A 22,959-nucleotide genomic window follows, 5' to 3' on the forward strand; every position below is an offset into this window, starting at 1 on the left:
CTGTCATATATGCTTATATTTTTGAATGCCATCTTTTAAAGAATACACTTTCTTCCCAGGAAAGATATTTTTAATTTTTCTCACCGCTTCTGCACTGCGTTTCCCGGATAGACAATATACGACAATAGATTTTGGACAAGCTGAAATATAATCTGAATGGCTCTGTAATTCTTCTACAGGAAAATTAATTCCTCCGATATTAAACTCATCATGTTCCTGTGGTGTACGGACATCTATGATTTCAAAAAGATCTTTTTCCTGCATCAGTTGCTCAAACGTAATGGTTTTTACGGTCTGAGGCAAACCTGTAATCTGCACGGAAGTTTTTCTTAATTTAATGATCTGGGTTTTGCCGTTCAGCACATTCATCATCCAGAGTTTTCCTGCCAGTGAATCTTCGGGATGTGTAAAGTATTTTATAGCTTCATTAGCCTGCATACATCCAACAATTCCCGCCAATGTAGGCAATACACCTCCTTCTCTGCAGTTCGGTACCTGTGATTCTTCCGCATTCGGGAAAACATCACGGTAATTAGGGGAATAAGTGCCATTTTTCTGTATAACATTCCAGATGCTTACCTGGCCTTCGTATTGGTAAATAGCACCATATATCAAAGGTTTTCCCGTCAGTACACAGGCGTCATTCAGCAGACATTTTGTTTCGAAATTATCTGTTCCTTCAATAATCAGATCAAATTCAGAAATCAAATCCATGACATTTTCAGAGGTTACCAGGAAATTAAAAGGAATAATCTTTACCGATGGATTTTGCTGGTGTAACTTTTTAGCAGCAACATCAACTTTCGATTTTCCGATATCTTCCGGAGCATATAAAATCTGGCGGTGAAGATTGCTTTCAGAGACGGTATCATTATCGGCAAGACCAATTGTTCCTATACCTGAAGAAGTAAGATATTGTGCCGAAGGACAGCCAAGCCCTCCCATACCTACGATCAGGACTTTAGCGTTTTTAAGAAGTTCCTGAGACGAAGCTCCAAATCCGGGTAAAGCCATCTGGCAATGATAACGTTCAAGCGGGTTACTCATCTGTTTCTGTCTTAAATCTGTTTTCTTAAAATTTCCTGGGCTTTTTCCCTATCTTCAGGAGTATTCACATTCATTAAAGAATCCGGGTTGCCTGGTTTCAGGATTAAGGTATCACTGTTGATCAGAACTTTTCTTGGGCAGGTAATTCCTGATCCTAAAAAATTGAGGAGCAAAGGATAGCTTTTAGGTTCCCAAATCGTAATCAATGGCTCCGGTAATCTGTCAAAAGGACTTTCGTAAGTGGTGGCTGCTTTTTCTATATTCCTGTTTTCAATTAAAAACTCTAACGATTTTTCATCCAATAAAGGTAAATCACAGGCAACGACCAACCATGCCGCATCTCTTTGGGAGCGTAATGCCGAAAGAATTCCGCCGAAAGGTCCCATATTCAGAAAAGTGTCAGTAAGGGCATTGTAATTTGAATCAAAATTTTCCAGCTGGTCTTGTCTGCAGGAAATAAAAACCTCATCACAAAACGGAGCTAAAAGATCAGCCGCATAATACCGCTGCTCTTTGCCATGCCAGTTCATTTTATCTTTAGGGCTTCCCATACGCTGGCTTTTTCCTCCTGCCAGTACCAGCCCGTTTAATTGGGGTACATCAGTCTCTTTTGAAATCATTTTTTCCTCCGGATTTTTCGATGAGTTGTATTTCTTTGATTACGATGTCATGACTCATGGCTTTGCACATATCATAAATAGTAAGTGCGGCAACAGATGCACCTGTCAATGCTTCCATTTCGATGCCTGTTTTAGCTTCGATCTCGGCAGTACAATAGATTTCAATTTCATTTTGATCATTGATTTCAATATCTATTTCACAGTTGTCCATACCAATAGGATGGCAGAGAGGAATCAGTTCTCCCGTTTTTTTTGCTGCCATTATTCCTGCAATGATAGAGGTTTGGAAAACTGAACCTTTTTTAGTTTTAAAATCATCTTTTTGAAGCGCTTCCAGAATATGTTCAGGAAGTATTACAATAGCTTTGGCAGTGGCTTTCCGGTGGGTAGCTTTTTTACCGCCTACATTCACCATACCGGGCTGTTCTTTTTTATTAAGATGTGAAAAATTTGTCATGATTACATTAAAAATTATATCTCCAGATTTTATAGACTTCGCCTTTCTTAAACACAGTTTTTTCCAGAGGAAGTTCTATAAATGCATCGGTTTCCGCAAGATGAGAAAAATCTCCGGAACCATTGGTATTTACTGATTCTGCGATTAATTGTCCTGATGGATTCATGCTGAGTTTTACCTGGGCAAAATATTGTAACGAAAAGGGAAAATCAATATCATTTTGTAAAACGACATATTGAGGTTTTTCCCGGATTTCCAAAGATTTTTCAAGCCAGGGAATAAAATACCGGTGCAGGCACATAAATACGGAAACCGGGTTTCCAGGGAATGCAAAAACCAATTTTTCGTTTTGGCTTTTTCCAAACCAGAAAGGTTTTCCCGGCCTCTGTTTTATTTTGTGAAAAAGCTTTTTTATTCCCAGCTCTTCACAGGCTTTGGGCAAATAATCGAATTTTCCCATAGAAACCCCGCCGCTCATCAGTAGAATATCATAACTGTCAATACATTGGGATAATTCCTTTTTTATCAATTCAAAATCATCATTCCAATGCAGCCAGTCAGCATCAATTTTATATTTTTTCAAAACAGATTGTATAGTAATTCCGTTGGAACGTCTCAGTTGGAATGGGGTAGGAGTATGTTCAGACGGAACCATTTCGTCTCCGGTGGAAATAATGGCGACTCTGGGAAGTTTTTTTACCTTTAAAGATGTTTTTCCCACAGACGAAGCGATCCCGAGAATAGATGGTGTGATGACCTGATTGGCTTTTACCAATATTTCTCCTGATTTTTTATCCCTTCCTTTCAAATGGATATTCTGTCCTTTTTTAATATCAATATTAATGCTTGCAACATTATTATTGATCAGAATATCTTCATAACGTATGACAGTATCCACTGAAGAGTGCAATGCTGCTCCGGTCATAATTTCTATGCATTCGTTTTCTTCATCAATGGAAAGTGGAGATTCTCCTGCTGCCTGTACAGCTTTGATGGTAAAGTCACGAATTCCCCTTTCATAGGATTTAAAACTGATGGCAATTCCATCTACCGTTGGCCTGTCAAAAGGCGGCAAATCACGGTCTGCCAGAATATTTTCTGCTAAAATTCGTCCTGTGGCATTTTCATAGAAAATTTCTTCTGTCCCGAAATTTCTGATTTGAGAAAAGATGATGTCTTCTGCCTGCTGTACACTGATCATTTCCATAATTACCCTCCTATTGTTGCCATTGACTGATGTATTTGTGATGGCTTTAAACTCAGTTTCTGAGCTTCCCAGCCGTCTTTCGGTTTTTTGTGTATGCTGCCGATAATGATACTTTTCAGCTCTTCATTTGTTCTTCCCATACGGATTTCATCCTTCAGGTTGATACCGGTTCCTTCATACAAACAGGTTCTGAGGATACCGGAAGGCGTGATTCTTATTCTGTTGCAGTCTCCACAAAATGAACGGGTATAAGCTGCAATGATTCCTATACTTCCTGTAAAGCCAGGAATCTTATAATTGTATGATGTTGAACTTTTAGGATCATTTGTCTTTTGAATTTCAGGAAAATGATCTTTGATATAGCTGTAGATTTGTGTGAAATTCCATTTTAGGGAAATATCAGTTTCACTTCCGTTAAAAGGCATTTCCTCAATAAAACGGACATCTACCGGAAGATTTTTTGTAAGCATTACTAAAGGAATAATGTCCTCAATATTTTCCCCTTCCATCACCACTGTGTTGATTTTTACTTTTATATCATACTGCAGGAGACTATCTAACGTTTTCATCACCTTATCAAAGCTGTTTCTTCTTGTAATTTTGAAAAACCGCTCTTTATCAAGGGTGTCAAGACTTAGATTGACAGATTTTATTCCGTATTCTTTTAGTCGTGGAATATGTTGTCCGGTAAGAAGACCATTGGTGGTGATGCTGAGATCAGTAAGTCCGGCTAATTGTGATATATTTTGGATAAGCTCAATACTGTTTTTACGGACGAAAGGTTCTCCTCCTGTTATCCTGATTTTATCGACCCCCATTTCTGTAAATACCGAACAGATTCTGAGCATTTCTTCGTCAGTCATGAGTTCATTTTGCTTGATCCAGCTAAGACCGTTTTCCGGCATACAGTAAGTACATCGGAGATTACACCGGTCTACAATAGCAAGCCGGAGATAGTTTATGCTCCTTCCAAATTGATCTGTCAACATTTAAATACAATAAGTCCTATTACAAATATACTGATTGTTTCTTCTGAAAGAGAGAGAATTTTAGCTTAAATCCGATCAAAGAACCGGATATCCTGATTCATGCGGCCGGGAAAATGTAAAAATCGTTTTGATCAGTGGATGGCGAATAAAAAAAAACAAAAAACCTCACAATAAAAATTGTGAGGTTTTTTTGTGATCCTTAAAGGATTATCTTCGAACTCTTTAATAAATGATCTTAATTGGATTTTGCGTATATTTTGTTGATATTTAGTATTTTATAGAGGTTGTTAATGGATTGATACGGCAGGCTAGCTAATAGTCTGCCATAAATTCGTACAAAACAGAATTGCTACTAAAGACAGAAGCCGATTCTTTCGCTGCTGTTACTATAGTAATCAATGCTTTCTCTATTTTCATCCCTAGTGTCTGGTTTTATCCGTAATTAGAATTTAACCATAATTGATCAGCTGGGATTGCATTTCGAGCCATACCTAAAAGTCCACCCATTTCTTCTTTTGATGGACCTCTTGGCGAATAAATATCATAAACATACGACCACAATATCGTTTGGATCTTTAAAATCTACAAAAAGCATTCAAATGTTCCAATTGTAAAAGGGAATATTATGTGATTATATCAGCATCTTTATTATTAGTAGTTTTGAAATCCACACATTTATAAATAAGATAAAAGAAATTTTGGAAAAAAGAGCTTCATATATTCTTAATCATAATGTTTATTGTAATTTTTATAATTCATTTTTTCATATGAAAGGGAGGGATTCGAACTAAATCTCTCATTTCGTAATAAACCTGTATTTTAAGTAACTTTTTTAAAGCTACCACGATTCTGCCACTAAAAATTAAATCCCTAAAATGGCAATTGCTGTTAACTTTAACATATTTAACATAAAGACAAAGAGCATAAAACTCAAACAAATTATATGCAAATAAAGCTAAAAATATTATCTTGTGGATACCGTCAAATTGCTAAAAGTTGTACGATATGTGGTTTCATGCATGAATTAGAAGAAGCTTATGAGGGCAATATTTGCTCTTATCATAGAATGTTAATGGAAAAAGCTGATGCAGATGATTAATATTGATAACATATTATTCTTAAATAATAAAAAAACGATCCTTAAATTTGTTCTATATTTGAATTATAAAGGATAGCCCAACAAAATGAATAAATATTTTTTGGGAGGTCAAAAAATTATGTTGGCTTTCAAAATTAAGAAAGTTTAATTAAGAAGGATTGAAAATAACTAAAACGATGCCAAACGACTTATTTAGAGATAGTTACGACTACAAGTTTAATCCAAATGATATAGACATATCTATACAACAAATAAGTTTGTATTATATTCTTCGAAGATTACAAAATGGAGAAATAGATTTATTCGCAGATTATCAGAGACATTGGAATATTTGGAGTAGAGTACAACAAAGTAGATTAATTGAATCTATATTGATTAGAATTCCAATACCTTCTTTTTATTTCGACTCTAATGAAAAAGGTGATTGGCAGGTTGTTGATGGATTACAACGTGTAACAACATTTTATAATTTTATTGTTAAAGAGAATTTCAAATTGGATGGTTTGGAATTTTTGCCAGAATTCAATGGTTATACTTTCTCAGAGCTCCCACGCGAACTTCAAAGGAGGATTGAAGAATTTCCATTAAATATTTATCTCATTAATAGAGGGACTCCTGATGAAATAAAATTCATAATATTTAGTAGAATTAATACCGGTGGTATTAATCTTAATAATCAAGAATTAAGATATGCTCTGAATCAGGGAGTTGCCACAAAATTACTTATGGAACTTGCTGATTCAAAGTATTTTAAAGAGGCGACATTCAATTCTATTAGCCCCCGTAGGATGAAGGATTTTGAATATGTAAATGGTTTTTTAGCATTCTACTTGTTGAAAATTGATTATAATGGAAATTTAGAAACATTTATGAATAATTGTTTGGTTCAAATTAATAAGAATTATTATAATATTGAACATGTTAGAGATGTTTTTTTTAAATCAATGTATTATTCTATTGAAATTTTTGGGGATAATAGATTTAAAAAATTAGATCCCGAAAAAATTCGAACTCCAAGAATTAATAAAGCACTTTTCGAAGCAATAAGTGTAAATCTTGCTTGGCTTGATGAAGATGAATTAGAAAATTTAAAAACAAATAAAGATCAATTGAATTTAGAATTACAGAATATCTTTTATAATAGATATTTTAATGAGTCAATTTCATTTTCAACAAATAGTAGAAACAAGGTTGATTACAGATTTGAAGTAATATTTCAACTGTTAAAAAAATTTAAAATATGATCACAAAGCTTGAACTAAAAAATTTTAAAGCTCATGAAAACGCCTTTTTCGATCTAAAAGGTCTAAATATATTTACTGGAAGGAATGGGATGGGTAAATCTTCAATTATACAATCTATTTTACTTTTAAGGCAGTCTTATTTGTCTCAACGCAAATTTGAAGGACTATTATTAAACGGTGATTTAGTTATGATTGGCAATTCACAAGATGCATTTTGCGAAAGCGGGGATGGAGATGAATTAGAATTTTCTATTACGTTAGAAAACTCTATTAAGCATCAATGGTTATTCTCCAGAAATGTTGATAAGAACTTTTTACCACTCAAAAATGCAATTAAGGAAGATGATTTTTCAAAATTAGAAATTTTCGGAAAAAATTTTCAATATATTGCAGCGGAGCATATTGGCGCTAGAGAGTCACATGAAAGGAATACCTACTATGTTGAACAACTAAACCAAATTTCAGAAAAACATGGTGATGGTAAATACACTGTACATTATTTAGCAAGTAATGCAGAGAAAGACATTGTATTTCCTCAAATGGCTCATGAGAAAGCTAAAAGCCTTAAATTGAAATCCCAGGTTGAAGCATGGCTACACGAGATTTCTCCTAGTATTAAAATAAGTATAAATGAAAATTCAGCTCAAAATTCAGTTACATTAAGATATCAATTTGAAACATCTTTAGGTCAAACAAAAGAGTATAAACCTGAAAATGTTGGATTCGGAGTTTCTTATATTCTTCCAGTATTGGTTGCAATTTTAACTTCCCAAAAAGGAGCCGTTATACTAATTGAAAATCCTGAAGCTCACTTGCACCCTGCTGGACAGTCAGTAATAGGAAAACTTTTTTGTCTGGCCGCACAATGTGGAATACAACTAATAGTTGAGACGCATAGCGACCATATTGTTAATTCAATTCTAGTCAATATAGTAGAGAATAAAAGAAACTCTAATATAGGAATTACAACAGATAACGTAGCTATATATTTTATTGAGAGAGAAAATGAATCACATATCTCTTTGGTACATCCCATAAAAGTAAGAGATGACGCGAGAATAATTGGTCCTCCTCAAGACTTTTTTGATCAATTTAGTAAGGATATGAAACAAATAATGGGATTCTAATGAAGGCATTTTTAAATGAAAGGATGTATTTAGATGGTCAAGATTGGATTCCAGAAACTCTTGAAGAATTCAATAGAAATATTGATAATCTATTAGATATTTTACATTCTTTTTTGTTTCTTCCAAATGTTGAACTATTCTATTCAAGTGTAGAATTAGGAAAGCTATTTAATAACATAGATATGTTGGATGAGGTGACAGATTATTCGATTACAAATCCAGTACACAAAATTAGACAATTATTATTAGAGGCCGAGTCAAAGGATTGGACAATTCAAAAAAAACAACAAGTTGATCATAGATATTATTATATATTTGATTCAGGCGCTCAAACTGCATATGTTAATGATAAAAGTTTTGCCGAAGCTTGTGAGTATAAATATTTAGGAAATAAGGTTTATATAATTAATTTTTATTCTTCAGAATTCAGTAAAAATTCTACAATTCTTATTTCCAGAGCCAATTTGAAGCCTCCAATAATTACAACAGGACATAATGTAGATTGCTTAACAGAGGTAAAAAAAGCAATTGAGTGGTTTCATAGCAATAGAGATCAAAGAAGTTATACTTGGAATAAAAAGCATGGAGAAAATGGAGTTGGAGTTATTCCAAATAAAAATGAACAGGTATCTCCATTGGAATGCAGCCAAGATGATGCAAAATTATTTTTAGAAGAAGCTATTGGATATCGCAAATCGAATGAATTATATAATTACGATCCCAGCAATAATAAATTCATGGTGTGGAAATGTGATGCTCCAGGAGCTCAAAGTTTTCACGCATACCATCCAATTGACCAAAGAGAAGTTGATTTAAAAGTTCAACAATTTATTACTAAAACCAGAGAATAATTATTAATATTTTTCCTCAATAAATAATTGGGTACTATTAGAAAGTTTAAATGTTGGTATTATTTTTAATCATAGATAAGAGAAACTCAATTCTGTTTGCAATAAGACAATCGTGTTTTCCCCTATTAGCAAAGAATGGCATTAAAGTAGATGATGAAGAAATAGCAGTTATTTTGGACTTGCTTTATCTTATCTCAAAAAATTATAAAAAACCAGAACAAAAGACACTATAGCCCTAAGGAGATTTCGAATTTGCGAAAAAGTCCTATAGAAAATATATTGAGGCTCTTCTAGATAATTTCAAACAAGTGAAGAGGAATTCTAGCTTCAAAAATCGAACTCTAAATATCCCAATTGTAAAAGTTTGGGCCACAGTTTTTTATGGGTATAAAAAATGAGACAGCTTTTAAAAAGTTATCTCATTTTGTCTTGACAGGATTATCTCCGAACTCTTTGGTTACTGATCTTAATTGGATTTTGTGAGTATTTTGCTGATTTATAATGTTTTATATTTAATTTAAATATTCAAGTATTAAGTATAGAGTTGATTTGATCATCTCTATACTTAATTTTAGCATGAGTAGCGAAAAGCCGGTAAAGATGATTCATTAGAATTTTTATAATCAGATTCTCTAATATACTGTAGCAATTTCATATTTATAAAATCAACCATAAGATAATAGAAAAGGTTGATTTTAATAAAAGTGTTTCATACGGTTTTCCGTAATTTTTCAATTTCTTTTTTTAATATATTTGTATATAGTGCAATTTATTGAAAGCCTGAATATTGCAGATTGATTAAAGAAAAAAGAACTATCACCATATAGGAGAATTTCAATAGTCGATATTGGCTTTCAATATATGTTAAATTTATTCAAGATGGATAGCCTATTCCCAGAGGAAAAGATTGAAATTACTTTCAATTGTACATATGTAAAAAATATCAACGGCAATAAACAAGAATACTATATTGGAGTTGAAAAAGGTGTTATAAGAAAATTTAATGGAAGTACATTTTCAGGATATGAATTTCTTTCCGAAAATGATTCAAAGTATTTTATCTCAATAATTAAGAGCCAGATCCCACAAAATTATGATGCTGTATTCACATTGCTTGAAGAGTATGAAAAACTGACCATTGCAATTCTTTCGAAATGTAAGAAGAAAGCAGAGTATATAAAACTTCCTGATCACAAAAATATCCTTCAGACTTGGGAAGGGAAATTTAATTACAAAAAGGAAATCAAAGATGAAACTGGTAATATTACACAGTTTGGACTTAGACCTCCACAAATTGGTGCATTACATTCTATTCTTTCCCATTGGAGCATTTCAAATAAACCTGCTGTAATTGTAATGCCTACTGGGACAGGTAAGACTGAAACAATGCTATGTTTAACTATAGCAGAAAAGTGTCAAGGCTTATTGGTAATCGTTCCTTCGGCCTCATTGAGAACCCAGATTTTCAATAAATTTAAATCTCTGGGTGTTCTAAAAGATCGTAAGTTTCAAATTGTTTCCTCTTCTGCCAAAAATCCAATTGTAGGTTTTCTAAAAACGAGTATTAAAAGCATAGAAGATGCAAACAGTTTGTTCGAATCAAATGTAATTATTTCCACTCCGCAAATAATTACAGGGATATTGAATGGTGATGTAAAAATAAAGACATCATTTCTGAATTGGTGCAATCTTTTGATTATGGATGAAGCACACCATAGTCAGGCAAAAGAGTGGAATAACATCAAAGTACAACTTGAAACTTATAATAAACCTATTTTGTTATTCACAGCGACTCCATTTAGAAATGACAAGAAACGTTTACAAGGTAAGGTTATTTACGATTATCCCCTCTCACTCGCTCAAAGAGACAATTACTATAAACAAATTGTTTTTCACCCTATTCTCGAATTTAATCCACTGAAATCTGACCAACTTATTGCAGAGAAAGCAATTTCCATTTTGGAAAAAGATATAGAGGGAAAATACGACCATATATTGATGGCAAGGGTGGATACAATGTCTAAAGCTGAAGAGGTATTTGAAAAAATCTATAAACCATATCAGAAGTACAACCCTGTATTTATTCATAGCGGTATTAAGCAGGCAATCCGCAAGAAAATATTAGAAGACATCATTGCAGGAAAGCATAAAATAATTGTATGCGTTGATATGCTTGGAGAAGGATTTGACCTTCCTCAGTTAAAAATTTGTGCATTGCACGATTTGCATAAAAACATCACAACCTCATTTCAGTTCTTTGGAAGGTTTACGCGCGAATCAATATTAAAATTGGGCAATGCGTCTATAGTAGCCAATATTGCAGATCCGGAGCTAAAAGGGACTTTGAAAAAATTATATCAAAAAGATTCGGACTGGGATAAAATTATCAGTATGGCGAATGAAGATATAATAGGCTCAGTAAAAGAAGAACAAGACTTTTTTCAGAATTTTTCAGATGCTGAGATCCCGGCAAAAATTCCATTGCGAAATATAACGCCAGCGATGAGCACAGTTGTCTTCAGGTTATTTGATGATGAGATCGAATGGGAACCACAGAATTATACATCTTGTTTTAATGAAGAAAAATATGAAACAGTATCAGTAGAACATGAAGAAAAAAATCTACTCGTTATTGTTGCAAAAAAAGTTGATCCTGTAAAATGGGGGAAAATAGACGATTTGCTAAACTGTCAATATGATCTCTATATAATATACCTGAACGAAGAACAGAAACTACTCTATATAAACAGTACAAATAATGGAACAACGCATGATAAACTTGCCGAAGCAATTGTAGGACCCAATAAAAGTTTGTTTAACGAGGCTGATATTTATAAGTGCCTGGATGGAGTGTTTCAATTGGAGCTATTTAATCTAGGTTTAAAGTCTACTTTAGATGGTCCTATCAGTTTCACTATGTATGCAGGAAATTCTATAGTGAGTGGTCTGGATGAATTGGACAAGGATACTAAATCCAGTTCAAATCTTTTCGGAGTCGGTTATGAGAATGGAGATAAGGTTACAATTGGTTGCTCCTCGAAAGGTAGAGTTTGGACTAAATTGGTGAAAAGTATTCCCGATTTCTGCCAATGGTGTGATAGTCTTGGCAACAAGCTCTTAGATGATTCTATCGATACACAAGACATTTTCAAATTCATTCAGAAACCAGAATTGATTACAGAACTCCCTGCGAACAAAGTTCCTGTAGCCATGAAATGGAACGAAGAATTATATGCTTATACCTCTATGACCCTGCACAGAGGCATTCCCGTGGTTGATTTTAATGTCAGATTGAAATCATATAGTCATAATTACGTCGAATTCTCGATTGAGTCAAATCAGAGTACCATTGACTATAAATTGGTATTGGATTCTACGATTGGACGTGGTTATAAATACGAATTGATTGGTAGTATACCTTTTATAATTACTTATAAAGGAAACGAAATAGATATAGCCGAATTATTTTATGATTTTCCTCCGATAACTTGGTTTCATGACAATTCCAAAATGTATAATAATATCTTTTTCCCTTTTAAAGGTAAAATTAGCCTTTTTGATACCTCAAAAATACTTGCTTTAGAATGGACGGGTACAGACATTCGGAAAGAATCACAGAAACTAGAAAAGAGAACTGACTCAATTCAATACCATATTATTGAAAAGCTAAAATCTAATATTGATTATAAAATAATATTTGACGACGATGATGCCAATGAAGCGAGTGATATTATAGCGATAAAATTTTGGGAGGGTGGAGACAGTAGAGTAAAAATAGACTTGTACCATTGTAAGTTTTCATCAAAATCGCAAAGCGGTGGTCGCTTAAAGGATTTATATGAGGTGTGTGGGCAAGCGCAAAGAAGCTTTCATTGGAGGCATACCACTTATGAACTTCTGCAACATATGGTTAGACGTCAAAATTCACGTATTAACCAAGGGAAAGCAAGTAGGTACGAAGTCGGTGGGGATGAAGAAATGAACACCTTATTAAATATGATAACATCAGGATACTGTGAACTCGAATTCAATATTTATGTTGTGCAGCCCGGCATTTCTAAAAAGGTTATTGAAAAAGAAACGGAGCACTTAAAATTACTTGGTGCTACTGATTTGTTGTTAAAAAAGACAGGAAATAATTTCTTTGTAATGACGAGTGAATAAAAACAAAAAAATAAAATAGCCAAATAATGGAAACATTACATTTATAATCGTAGCTGTTTTTAGGGAAGATTACAGACTGATACTATATTAAAAAAAGTCCATTGGGGATATTTTTTTTCTTGTATGGCAATTGATTGAACAGAAGGCGAGCGGTTTTTAGTCCAGATATTTAAAAAAATAAATCAATGAATCGAATAGATTTTGGGGATCGCATACTTAGAATGCAGAGGAGTCTGGATAATCGGTATAAAAGATAAGCTACTCCTCAAAGCAGCTGGAGTAACGGCCTTGGTAGGCGGGCTTATCCAATATTATCTTTGGGTTATTAAATTATTTGCATAAAATCATGATATTTACAGTAGTTACTATTTTATTCCTGGAAAATGCAACTTCGTTTGTAAAATCAGTTTTAAACATAACCACCAGGCATAGAGCCCATACTTATGAACGAGCGTAGTTTCCATCAGTCCATGCAGCAATTCATTTCGAAAATTGACGTTGCTGTTATGGACAAGAAAACTATCCAGTTCTTCAATAATATCATCATTAGCCAAGGGACGGATTTTAGCAATTAATCCTCCCAATAGATTTTCTAGGTGGAATCTCTTTTCATAGGTTGTTACAATAATATCATTTGTAGCGGCTAAGTGCCTGAGGCTATTTTCCAGCTGGGGAATAAGTAAATGAGCGGCAGTGACAAAATCATTTTGAAAGCCAGCCGTAATTCCTAAGCTATAAATATGCAACCTATCCTCTGGAACAAACGGACTTTTAGATTCGATTAAAAGTCTCGTTACCATTGCATGATTCATGTCAATGTATCCATCCAGGGTACCCTTTACAAAATAAATATAAGCCATTAGTTTTTCTCTCAAGTAAGTCCGCGCATTACTACTGTAACTTTCGGCAATATCTTCAGAAGCAACTTGAGCACCTTTCTGTGAAATTTTAACTTGCTCTGAGAAGAACGATGCTAATCCCATAGCGGATTTCCTGTCTGACTTAGCCAATTCCTCAACTATCGAGTTGGAGATCATTGGTAGTTCTAGCAAAGTGTGATATGCAAGGCTTGAAGTACTTAGATTCAATTTTAGTACATTATTATGAATTGAAGCCATATCAATTTCCGGAATAAGACGAATACCACCAGCCTGTATTGTACGAAAATCCTCAAGTTGAAGTTTAGCAACTTTTCGCTGTAGTCTGTTATGCAATTCTTGGCAACCATTTGTAGAAGCTATCAATCTAAAGCCCTTTAAATATACTGCAGAAATTGTAGGATAGTAAGTATTGGGTTCCATTTCTGACACATACTGGTCACCTTCTGCTTCGTAATTTTCAGCCATTCTAATATTGCATTGATTTTTGTCTAATATGCCAATAAGTTGTAATGATCTGATGCAAAATCTTGCAGAGCGAAAGTCCTTGGTTTTACCGAAATGATTTATTTTCAGTTCTATGTATTCACTAAACTCGTCCTGACATTTGTTTTGACCATAGATAGAGGACAATTCAATTAATATAAGTTGCTGATAGTATGCCGACGAACATTCAATGAATGTATATTTTACCTTCTCGAATATCTCTTCAAATTCATCATTAAAAAAGCTCTTTGCATATTTTACCAGTGCAAGAGAACGGATCATATAGTATATCTCAGAAGTTGCTGCATATACCTCCATATAGCTTTCATGGGCTAGTTTGATGTAGGCTCTAATGTTCTTTTTATTTAAAGTTAACATTACATCAAACCATCTTGCTAAAACCTCTTTATTTTTAATTCCTTGAATAGGTTTTGTGTCTTGAAATAACTTTTTTTCATTTTCAGTAAAATATAAGTTCAGGTCTTTCACTTCACACTTCTGGAAATCAATATTAATGAGTTTCAGAATTAATTCTATCATTTCTTTGTAAGCAGGATAATGATATTGATGTTTCCAAAGTAATTTCTTTAATTCATACCCGTAAGTATTATCTTCTATTACCAATTGAGAATTCTTGGAATTTTCCATAAGTACTTGTTTTTAGTTATTTAAAAGTATCACAGTATTAAACAGTTTGTTAATAATCAATAGTTTGTTTGTATTACCCTTCGTCTTGTAAGTTCTTTAACGCTTCCTAAGTAGATGTAATCAATGAAATTAAATTTTTATGTAAAAAAAGTTAGCTTGATAGGGTTAAACTGAGTATAAACATTAAAGAATAATATATGGAATCTACTGTATTATTTAGGAAGTAGAATGTGCAACATCTTTCTCAATTCTGTTTTATTAATGATTCAAGCTTATCCTTATAAATTATGTGATTCTCAGGGTTATTACTTATTTTAAATAAGTCAATGAGAAATTGATACATCTTTACAGCATGCGTATTTTTGATTCCTTGCGATTCCAGAATTTCTACACATCTTAATTGATGTATTATTGCATCATCCAAATTGTTTTTCAAAATGGAACTTTCCGATAATTTATTGTAGTAGCTAGATAATAGAAGTTCATTTCTCTTTTCTTTGGGTATTGAATTATGATATTTAATAGCTTTCTTGATCAATGACTCAGATTCATCAAAATTTTTGTTCCTACGGTGAAGTTCAGACAATATACTATACCCTACGCCGACTTGTGCATCATGATAAAAATAATTTTGTTTTCTAAGGGCTGCTACTTTTTGGAGACATTTGAGTACGTTTTCTGGATCATCTTTTAAAAGATATGCCTGCGCCAGATTTTGTAATGATGTAATAAACATTAATAAATCACCGTTTTTAAAATCACGAGAATGTTGTAAATATAAATTATTAGCTTTTCTTTGGTATTTAATAATATCATCCAAAGAATTTTCAATATTTAATGTTGATGCTAGATTGTTATACATTGCTCCCAAGCAAAGCGCATCCTTTCCTAAATATTTTTCAGTTCTCTTTATCAAGTCTGCCCATAATTCATCGCTATTATCACGTATAAAGAAGAATGATGATAAATGCAAATATTCATTTTCAAGAAGTAAAAGCGGCTGATAAATACTTGTCCGATACTCTTCTTTAATGTTATTTAAAATTGATTCAGCATATTTTAAAAATCTGAATGATTCTTTTGGATTATTATAACCTTCGGTTAATCTATGTGTTAGCCAAGATATATATAACATGAAACCTATAAAATCGCTATTCCCAGCTCTTAATCTATATATAATTGTTTGTTGGAGTATTTTATGAACTCGTATACTTTTCTTGTCATTCTCGTATTGTACAAGCCCTTTCTTTTCTAAAGAATTAATTGAGTTTATATAACTTAGTTTGTTAGCATCATAAAATTCCTTACCACAAATTAATACTAAATCTTCAATGACAATATCTGTAGATGGGAGTAAGGCAAGATAATCCAAAAAGAACTTTTCTGTATCGTTGATACCTTTTACAGAAAATTTTTGCAGAATAAAGTCAAATATAGCCGTTACTTTATTCTCCTTATCATAAAGGTCAATATCTATTTTGAGCAATTCATTATTTAGATTTTGTGTTTCTAAGGAATTAAATACAAACTCTAAAGTTAGATCAAATCCATTCTCAATAGTTTTGGCAACAAGCTCTATGATAAGGGTGTTAAACTCGATATAATTTATAAAAGATTTAAATACTGTTTCGTCAAATTCCTTTGAACAATGTAATTTAAAAAGGCTGATTGCACTGTCATAATCCAAATACGGAAGTAAGTAAGGGTTTAACGTTTTAAGTTTTGCTCGCGTAAGAAATATTTTCTTCCAGTTTCTTAAATTCGCGATGTTGTTAAGAGCAGAATAAGTCTCGTCATTTTCTTGGATGTCTAGTATGATAAGGTTATTTTCACCAATTTTATCTAGCTCATTCAATATAATATTAAACTGTTCTTCTACAGTTTTATCCTTATCCAAATTGATACGCAAGTTAGAAAGCAACAGGTTATTAAAGACAAATGAAGTTTCTATTGATTTTTCGATATTTAACCATACGACGTTATTAAATTTATTGCGGTTAATTGTAAGAAATTTTTTAGCAAATGTTGTTTTTCCAACACCACCATAATTATTAACTGTTATAAGTTTTTTTTTGTTGAGAATATCAAATACCTCCTTAAGTTCATTTTCCCAACCAAATACTTCTTCAACATCATTGACATATGGAACTAATGTCAAATCAAGCTTTTCTAATGTATTTGGTCTTAGCTTTTCTATTAATACAGCTTGACTTTCCTGTACGGATTCAACCGCTTTAATTCTATCCTTTATTTCCTCTAATTCAAAACCAATTAATTGTATAAATTTTGAATCAATTCTTTGAAATATTTCAGTATCTGTTAGATTTAAAAGGTTTTGTAAGTCCAAGCTTGCCAGGCAGCGCATCGAAGCTTCGGTTTCTTGTGAACATCTGTATATTTCAGACAAAAGAACTCTAAAAATAATTTCGGTCGGCTTATCACCAAATACTTTGTTCTTTAATAAGGATAATATGTTTTGCCTAATTTGGAAAATAGCTTCCTCTGTCGTAATTTCTCCGAAATCCCAGTGGACAGCTCTACAAAAATCTTCAACAATTAAATCATCCGAGAGAATAGTGCAAAGCGCTTTATAACTTTCGTTGATTTCAAGCTTTTTTATTGAAGTGATATTTTGACGGTTAAGTTTAGCCAGCCTTATTTTATTAGATTCACCTTTAAGTATTTCTCTATTTTTCTTTTTTAAAGATTCAAGGTCTGTAGAATTATCAAAAACTTCTCTGTTAAGCCATTTTCCCAATAATTTTTCTCTCTTTTGTATTCCAGAATTGGTAAGAAAAGAGAATTTTGGCGTAATGTTGTTTTGCTTGTACCTAAGGTAGGTTATAAAAAAGTCAAATAGAGTATGTTTAATCTCTTTTGAATTTAAACTAAAATCTGAACTATAGCATTTTAATTGTGTGAACACAAGGTTCTTTCCAACTTCTTTAATATCATTGTCAACTTCTGTATAAATGGGACTGTCATCTCCATTTATAAAGTTAGTTATCCATTTCTTTAAGAAAGATAAGTACTGATAATAGAAACCTCTATTCGTTGAAATCGCATCGCCATTTCTTTTAAAAATCTTAATTGAGTTTAGGTCTATATCTGGCATTCCTTAGTGAACAGTTTTAAAATAAACTCAAATATATCATTTATTGAAATAATTTGAACAAGAAAAACATTCTTGAATTCTCTAAATCTAAAAATCAATAGCTCAAGATTTTTATATGCTGTTACCCATTCTGTTTCTGATATGTATAATTTTTTCTGATGAAAAATGAAAGGATAATTATTATTTTTACGAAATATACCTGAGACAGATATGAAGCCATTAATATTAGACTATAAAATTGTTCGTTCGGAGCCAGATTTTGCCCCCAATTACCAATATGATTCATTAGAATCCCTCAATATGCTGGAAATTGACGGTACAAAGATCCCACTAATTGATGCATCAACCGATATTATGGTAGCGTTAGCTACCGTCACAAAAGTTACAGCTGAAAGTGATACTAATGCATTGTCTTTTGATTTAACTACCAGGACTAAGGTAAGTGGTGAAAAAGATGACTATAATTTAGATTATGTGATGTATACTACAAAAACTCTTGTTAAAATGGAAAATGATGATACACGTACTCCTTATAACCAATAAAGCAGATGTTACAACTGATTTTGTAGTAAAAAGGCTTAAAGAGAAAAAAATAGAGTTTTACAGACTAAATACTGAAGAGTTAGGTGATAATGTTGAGGTAAATTTAGATTTTCATAAAGATAATTTTAAAATATTCGACAGAATAACTGGTAATCAAATAGATCTATTGGATATTAAAAGCGTGTATTTTCGCAGACCAGAACTGCCCAATGATAATCCAGAGCTTAGTAGGGCCGAAAATCAATTTATACGCAATGAGATTAGTTATACATTAGAAGGTATCTATAAAATTTTAAATTCAGCATACTGGTTAAATAATGTTAAAAATATTAGAAATGCTGAAAATAAAATATTTCAACTGCGATTAGCAAAGAAGATAGGTTTTACCATTGCCCACAGTTTGATTACAACTAATGCTGGCTCAGCAATGAATTTTTATGAAATGAATGAAGAGGACTGTATTATTAAACCGATTCGTACAGGATTAATATCTGATGATGGAAATGAAGAAGCGATCATTTTCACCAATAAAATATACCTCGACAAAAATAATGCTCAGCGTGTAGAAAGATGTCCGACATTTTTCCAAAAGCATATAAAAAAGAGAGGAGATATCAGGGTGACTGTAGTGGGAGATAAGGTTTTTTCGGCCTTCATACGCTCACAAGATTCTGACGACTCAAAAGTGGATTGGAGGGTTAGCCAAGATGGACTAAAACACAGTAATTATACATTACCAGTAGATATTTCAGCTAATTGTATCAATCTGCTGAAAGAGTTGGATTTAAATTTCGGTGCGATAGATCTCATTTTAAATGAAAATGGTGAATATGTATTCCTTGAAATTAATCCCAATGGCCAGTGGGCATGGATCGAAAAATTGCTTGGTTTAGATATTTCGGGTGCTATAGTAAATTTGTTAAAAGATAAAGGTGATGAACGAAAAACTACATAAACTTAGAGAGCTAGTATGGCCGTTGCTTGAAGAGGATATTAATAATGACATATCTAATCAGTGTTTAACAGAAGAAGTCGAAGCCGTTGAGGAAAATCCAGTTCTGAAAATTGAGGATGAAAATCTGGATCTTGCATTGCAATTACAAGGTAAGATATATCAAGAAGAAGATGATCGAAGAAAAGGTACTGAATCCAAAGCAGCTCTATTTATGGGATCTTTAAGTTTGGCTAATACTATTGTAATAGGTGCAAATACATTAATATGGGGCAAAGAGATCCCAAGTGGGGTTGTTAAAACTTCGGTGTTTATATCGATCGTTTTAGCAATTTATACACTCAGAACGGTATGGTTTTCAGTAAAAGTTTTGGAAAGGGGAACCTACCATGTACTAGGTAATGAGGATATAAATATTTCAGGCGATAAAAACAAATACAAAAGAGACATTATTTCATCATTTTTCAAAATAATAAAGGGTAATGAGGCCGTAATAAATATGAAGGTTTCGCATTTAGTTATGGCGCAAGAATATTACAAGAGGGCAATGTTTGTTATATGTTTATATGCATTCATGGTTTTCTATTTTTGTTTTTTCCTTTAGTGTAAATCCAGAATTCGCTTAGACAAGTATCGTTCATTTAAACCTTTGTAAAAGTTTTTGATAGATTCAAATATTTTATATAACCTTTTCTGATCTCTACTCAGATCCGAACTATCTTTTTTTAAATAGCATATAACCTCTATTTTAATAATTTTCAAATTACTTCCATGATTCTGCAATAAATATAAATTATGTTATTGCCAGTCAGTAAAACAAAATCTGAGCGAAACATAAAAAGCATTTTGTAAAAACACGTATATAAACGAGTCAAATAAATTTTTCTGTTTTTCGTTTAATATATATTTAGGAGCTTTAAAATAATAATGAATATGTAAAATACCCATGCCATGCAAGCCGTTTATCTGTACATACGAGTCAGTACTGATGAACAGGCTGTAAAAGGATATTCCCAACGCAGCCAGTTGGACCGACTTGTGCTTTATTGTAAAGATCACAATCTCATTGTTACCAAAACCATTTTCGAAGACTATTCGGCAAAAACATTCAACCGACCGGAGTGGAACAAACTTTTCGCTGAGCTTAAGCTCACTAAAAACCAATCATCACTTATTCTCTTTACGTATTGGGATCGATTCAGCCGCAATATTATGGACGCTTATAAGATGTTAGAAAGATTGCAGAGTATGAAAGTTTCCATTCAGGCAATTGAACAGCAGTTAGACTTCTCAATCCCGGAAAGTAAAATTATGTTGGCAATGTATTGGGCTACTTCTGAAGTAGAAAACGATAAAAGAAGTCGTAATGTGCGTTTGGGAATGCAAAAAGCAAGACTAGAAGGAAGATGGATCAATAAAGCTCCTCTAGGATATAGAAATAAAATCACATCTGATGGAAAAAAATATATAGCCATCTATGAGCCGGAAGCATATTTTATCCGTGAAGCTTTCACAGCTATAGTAAGACAAAATAAATACTGTTTAAATGACATATACAAAGAGTCGGTATCAAATGGGCTTAATTGCAGCAGAAGTGCTTTTTACCGATTGGTAAGAAATCCTATTTATTGCGGTAAAATAAAAATTCCGGCATTTGAAAATAAACCAGAAAAAATTGTTGAAGGTGCTCATGAGCGTCTTATACCTGTCGTTTTATTTGATCATGTTCAAAGAATAATAAAAGATGCGGATTTAAACCATCCTAAGAAATTAACTTCAAAAAGGATAGCTAATGAAAATTTAATTTTTAGAGGTATCCTACAATGTCCTAATTGTGGAAAGACGCTGACAGGAAGTGGTTCACAAGGCCATATTAAAAAATATTATTACTACCACTGTATGGGGCATTGTTCATACCGGGTAAGAGCTGACCTTATCAATTTGAGTTTTCTTTCATTTCTTAAGAAGAATAGAGTGGTAGAACCATTTTTAGAGCTTGCAGATAGTATTTCAAAAGAAATTTACAGTGAAGAACACCATGACTATACTCAGAAAAAAGAGGAGATAAAGAAAGAAATGGAAAAATTGATTGATAGGGGATTTAATGCACAAAAGCTATTTTCAGATGGAAATATTGACTATGATGATTATATACTAATAAGAAGTCGCTGCCAAGAATCTTTAAAAGATAATACTGATAAGTTGAGACAGCAGGCTTTAAAAATAGTGGCTGAAAAACATACAGAGAAAGGAACAGGTTATATAATTAACCACTTAGGGGAGTTTTATGAAAATTCAGATACTATAACCAAACAGAGAATTATCAGGTTATGTTTTCCGGAGAAGGTAAAAGTAATAGAAGGGAATATTGATAAAATGCTCTCAGAAAGTGTTAAAGTCATATTTGGATTAACCGTTCCAACCTCGAAAATAAAAGAAATCCATGGTCAGCAGATAGAGCAAAGAATAGTTGAATTTTTTAAAGAATTATATTTTTTAGGGTATGAACAAAACTTGAAAAATATCTAAAAATAAATATATTGAACATAGGTTTGTAGAATACATTTAAATAAAATTAAATTGTCATAATTACTTTAAAAATGAATTGGATAATATTGATTATTCGTATTTTATTTCGTTTTTGTTTTTAAAAAGTTCGAAACCTTTCTGAATAACTTGACAGGTTTCGAACTTTTGCTTCCAAGGAATATATGATTTATGTTAAATAGTTGTTTTTCAGTGTTTTAATTTTGTGTAGAAAGTTCGAATCCTGTTTGGATCATTGTGTTTTTAAAGAGTCTTAGCTTCAAAACAAACTGAAAAAGATAAAATATTTGTTTTTTAAAGAGATATTTTGTTTTAGAAAATAAAGAAAAAGGGGGTAAAATACATTAAATAGGCTGATTGATGGGTATTTATAAATAAAATGACACCATTTGGCCTAAATTGTCCTAATGGTGTCATTAAGTGAGCGCGAAAGGATTCGAACCTTTGACCGTCCCGATTACAAATCGGGATGCTCTCTCCCGTGTGTCGTTTGTATGAGTTTCTGAATTCTGGATCTACTTTTCCATGCCTTAATTTCTCTCTCCCTTTTATATGCTGAGGATTTTGAGTCAAAATTTTCAAAATGTACTACAATCCAATCTTTAGCCTTTGAAGTATATCCTTTATGATCTGATAAATGTTTTCTTAACCTTTCCTGTAAAGGCTCTGAGGAATGTCCAACATAGAATTTATCCAAAGATTTAGAATGAAGTATATAACAATAGCACATAGAACTAATATAAACAAAAAGTTCAAGATTTTCTATGAAAATAAATCGTGCAGAGCAATTTGTATGAAGGTAATAAAAACAAAAAACCTCACAATAAAAATTATGAGGTTTTTTGTGAACTTGGAAGGATTATCATTGAACCGTTTGGTACAAGATTTGAATTGGATTTTGCGCATAACTATCTGAAAAATAATGATTTGCGAGTTGTTTAAAAAAGTTCGAATCCCATTAACATATCTATATGGGATCGTATTT

At 32.5% G+C, this 22,959-nt stretch carries 18 protein-coding genes; 9 read left to right on the forward strand and 9 right to left on the reverse strand.

Features of this window, described 5'->3' with window-relative positions; all coding sequences use genetic code 11:
* Positions 1–3: 3 nt before the first annotated feature.
* From EL165_RS22015 to EL165_RS26675, 6 genes are all read right to left on the reverse strand, one after another.
* On the reverse strand, positions 4–1,047 hold the full coding sequence (locus EL165_RS22015) for a HesA/MoeB/ThiF family protein (RefSeq protein WP_002981617.1): 1,044 nt from the start codon (positions 1,045–1,047) through the stop codon (positions 4–6).
* Positions 1,048–1,058: 11 nt separating this feature from the next.
* Positions 1,059–1,667: an NTP transferase domain-containing protein gene (locus EL165_RS22020; protein WP_002981615.1), complete on the reverse strand. Its 609-nt coding sequence runs from the start codon at positions 1,665–1,667 to the stop codon at positions 1,059–1,061.
* A complete protein-coding gene (gene moaC, locus EL165_RS22025) occupies positions 1,648–2,124 on the reverse strand; it encodes a cyclic pyranopterin monophosphate synthase MoaC (protein ID WP_002981613.1) in 477 nt (158 codons plus the stop codon). The genes EL165_RS22020 and moaC overlap by 20 nt, the downstream gene beginning before the upstream one ends.
* Before the next feature lie 7 nt (positions 2,125–2,131).
* A complete protein-coding gene (locus tag EL165_RS22030) occupies positions 2,132–3,331 on the reverse strand; it encodes a molybdopterin molybdotransferase MoeA (RefSeq protein WP_002981611.1) in 1,200 nt (399 codons plus the stop codon).
* A 2-nt stretch (positions 3,332–3,333) separates the two neighbouring features.
* A complete protein-coding gene (moaA, locus tag EL165_RS22035; protein WP_041461560.1) occupies positions 3,334–4,320 on the reverse strand; it encodes a GTP 3',8-cyclase MoaA in 987 nt (328 codons plus the stop codon).
* A gap of 432 nt (positions 4,321–4,752) precedes the next feature.
* Positions 4,753–4,827 (reverse strand): hypothetical protein, encoded by a 75-nt coding sequence (locus tag EL165_RS26675; RefSeq protein ID WP_429830936.1) that lies wholly within the window; start codon positions 4,825–4,827, stop codon positions 4,753–4,755.
* Between the two features lie 436 nt (positions 4,828–5,263).
* Here EL165_RS26675 and EL165_RS25965 point away from each other — a divergent pair, with 436 nt between their 5' ends.
* The 5 genes from EL165_RS25965 (at position 5,264) to EL165_RS22065 (ending at position 12,805) form a co-directional block, all read left to right on the forward strand.
* Positions 5,264–5,419: a hypothetical protein gene (locus EL165_RS25965; protein ID WP_002981605.1), complete on the forward strand. Its 156-nt coding sequence runs from the start codon at positions 5,264–5,266 to the stop codon at positions 5,417–5,419.
* A gap of 176 nt (positions 5,420–5,595) precedes the next feature.
* Entirely contained in the window at positions 5,596–6,663 is a 1,068-nt protein-coding gene (locus tag EL165_RS22045) for a DUF262 domain-containing protein (RefSeq protein WP_002981603.1), read from the forward strand.
* Positions 6,660–7,790: an AAA family ATPase gene (locus tag EL165_RS22050; RefSeq protein ID WP_002981601.1), complete on the forward strand. Its 1,131-nt coding sequence runs from the start codon at positions 6,660–6,662 to the stop codon at positions 7,788–7,790. The genes EL165_RS22045 and EL165_RS22050 overlap by 4 nt, the downstream gene beginning before the upstream one ends.
* Positions 7,790–8,641 (forward strand): hypothetical protein, encoded by an 852-nt coding sequence (locus EL165_RS22055; protein ID WP_002981599.1) that lies wholly within the window; start codon positions 7,790–7,792, stop codon positions 8,639–8,641. The genes EL165_RS22050 and EL165_RS22055 overlap by 1 nt, the downstream gene beginning before the upstream one ends.
* A gap of 879 nt (positions 8,642–9,520) precedes the next feature.
* Positions 9,521–12,805 carry a DEAD/DEAH box helicase gene (locus EL165_RS22065; RefSeq protein WP_041461917.1) on the forward strand — a complete coding sequence of 1,095 codons (3,285 nt, stop codon included), beginning with the start codon at positions 9,521–9,523 and terminating at the stop codon, positions 12,803–12,805.
* Between the two features lie 365 nt (positions 12,806–13,170).
* Here EL165_RS22065 and EL165_RS22070 read toward each other — a convergent pair whose 3' ends face one another.
* Positions 13,171–14,817, reverse strand: a complete 1,647-nt coding sequence (locus EL165_RS22070; RefSeq protein ID WP_002981593.1) for a hypothetical protein — start codon at positions 14,815–14,817, stop codon at positions 13,171–13,173.
* Between the two features lie 244 nt (positions 14,818–15,061).
* Positions 15,062–17,932 carry a tetratricopeptide repeat protein gene (locus EL165_RS22075; RefSeq protein WP_002981591.1) on the reverse strand — a complete coding sequence of 957 codons (2,871 nt, stop codon included), beginning with the start codon at positions 17,930–17,932 and terminating at the stop codon, positions 15,062–15,064.
* Positions 17,933–18,142: 210 nt separating this feature from the next.
* On the opposite strand from EL165_RS22075, the gene EL165_RS22080 reads away from it, so the two are divergent.
* From EL165_RS22080 to EL165_RS22095, 4 genes are all read left to right on the forward strand, one after another.
* Positions 18,143–18,475 (forward strand): hypothetical protein, encoded by a 333-nt coding sequence (locus EL165_RS22080; RefSeq protein WP_002981589.1) that lies wholly within the window; start codon positions 18,143–18,145, stop codon positions 18,473–18,475.
* Positions 18,444–19,430, forward strand: a complete 987-nt coding sequence (locus tag EL165_RS22085; protein ID WP_002981587.1) for an MvdC/MvdD family ATP grasp protein — start codon at positions 18,444–18,446, stop codon at positions 19,428–19,430. The genes EL165_RS22080 and EL165_RS22085 overlap by 32 nt, the downstream gene beginning before the upstream one ends.
* A complete protein-coding gene (locus tag EL165_RS22090; RefSeq protein ID WP_002981585.1) occupies positions 19,411–20,031 on the forward strand; it encodes a hypothetical protein in 621 nt (206 codons plus the stop codon). Before EL165_RS22085 ends, EL165_RS22090 begins: the two co-directional genes overlap by 20 nt.
* A 347-nt stretch (positions 20,032–20,378) precedes the next feature.
* Positions 20,379–21,956 carry a recombinase family protein gene (locus tag EL165_RS22095; RefSeq protein ID WP_002981582.1) on the forward strand — a complete coding sequence of 526 codons (1,578 nt, stop codon included), beginning with the start codon at positions 20,379–20,381 and terminating at the stop codon, positions 21,954–21,956.
* Positions 21,957–22,431: 475 nt separating this feature from the next.
* Here the strand turns inward: EL165_RS22095 and EL165_RS22100 are convergent, their stop codons facing one another.
* Complete coding sequence (locus EL165_RS22100) at positions 22,432–22,671, reverse strand: GIY-YIG nuclease family protein (RefSeq protein ID WP_232529147.1); 240 nt, start codon at positions 22,669–22,671, stop codon at positions 22,432–22,434.
* Between the last annotated feature and the right edge of the window lie 288 nt (positions 22,672–22,959).

Source organism: Chryseobacterium gleum (genome assembly GCF_900636535.1).
Taxonomy (GTDB): domain Bacteria; phylum Bacteroidota; class Bacteroidia; order Flavobacteriales; family Weeksellaceae; genus Chryseobacterium; species Chryseobacterium gleum.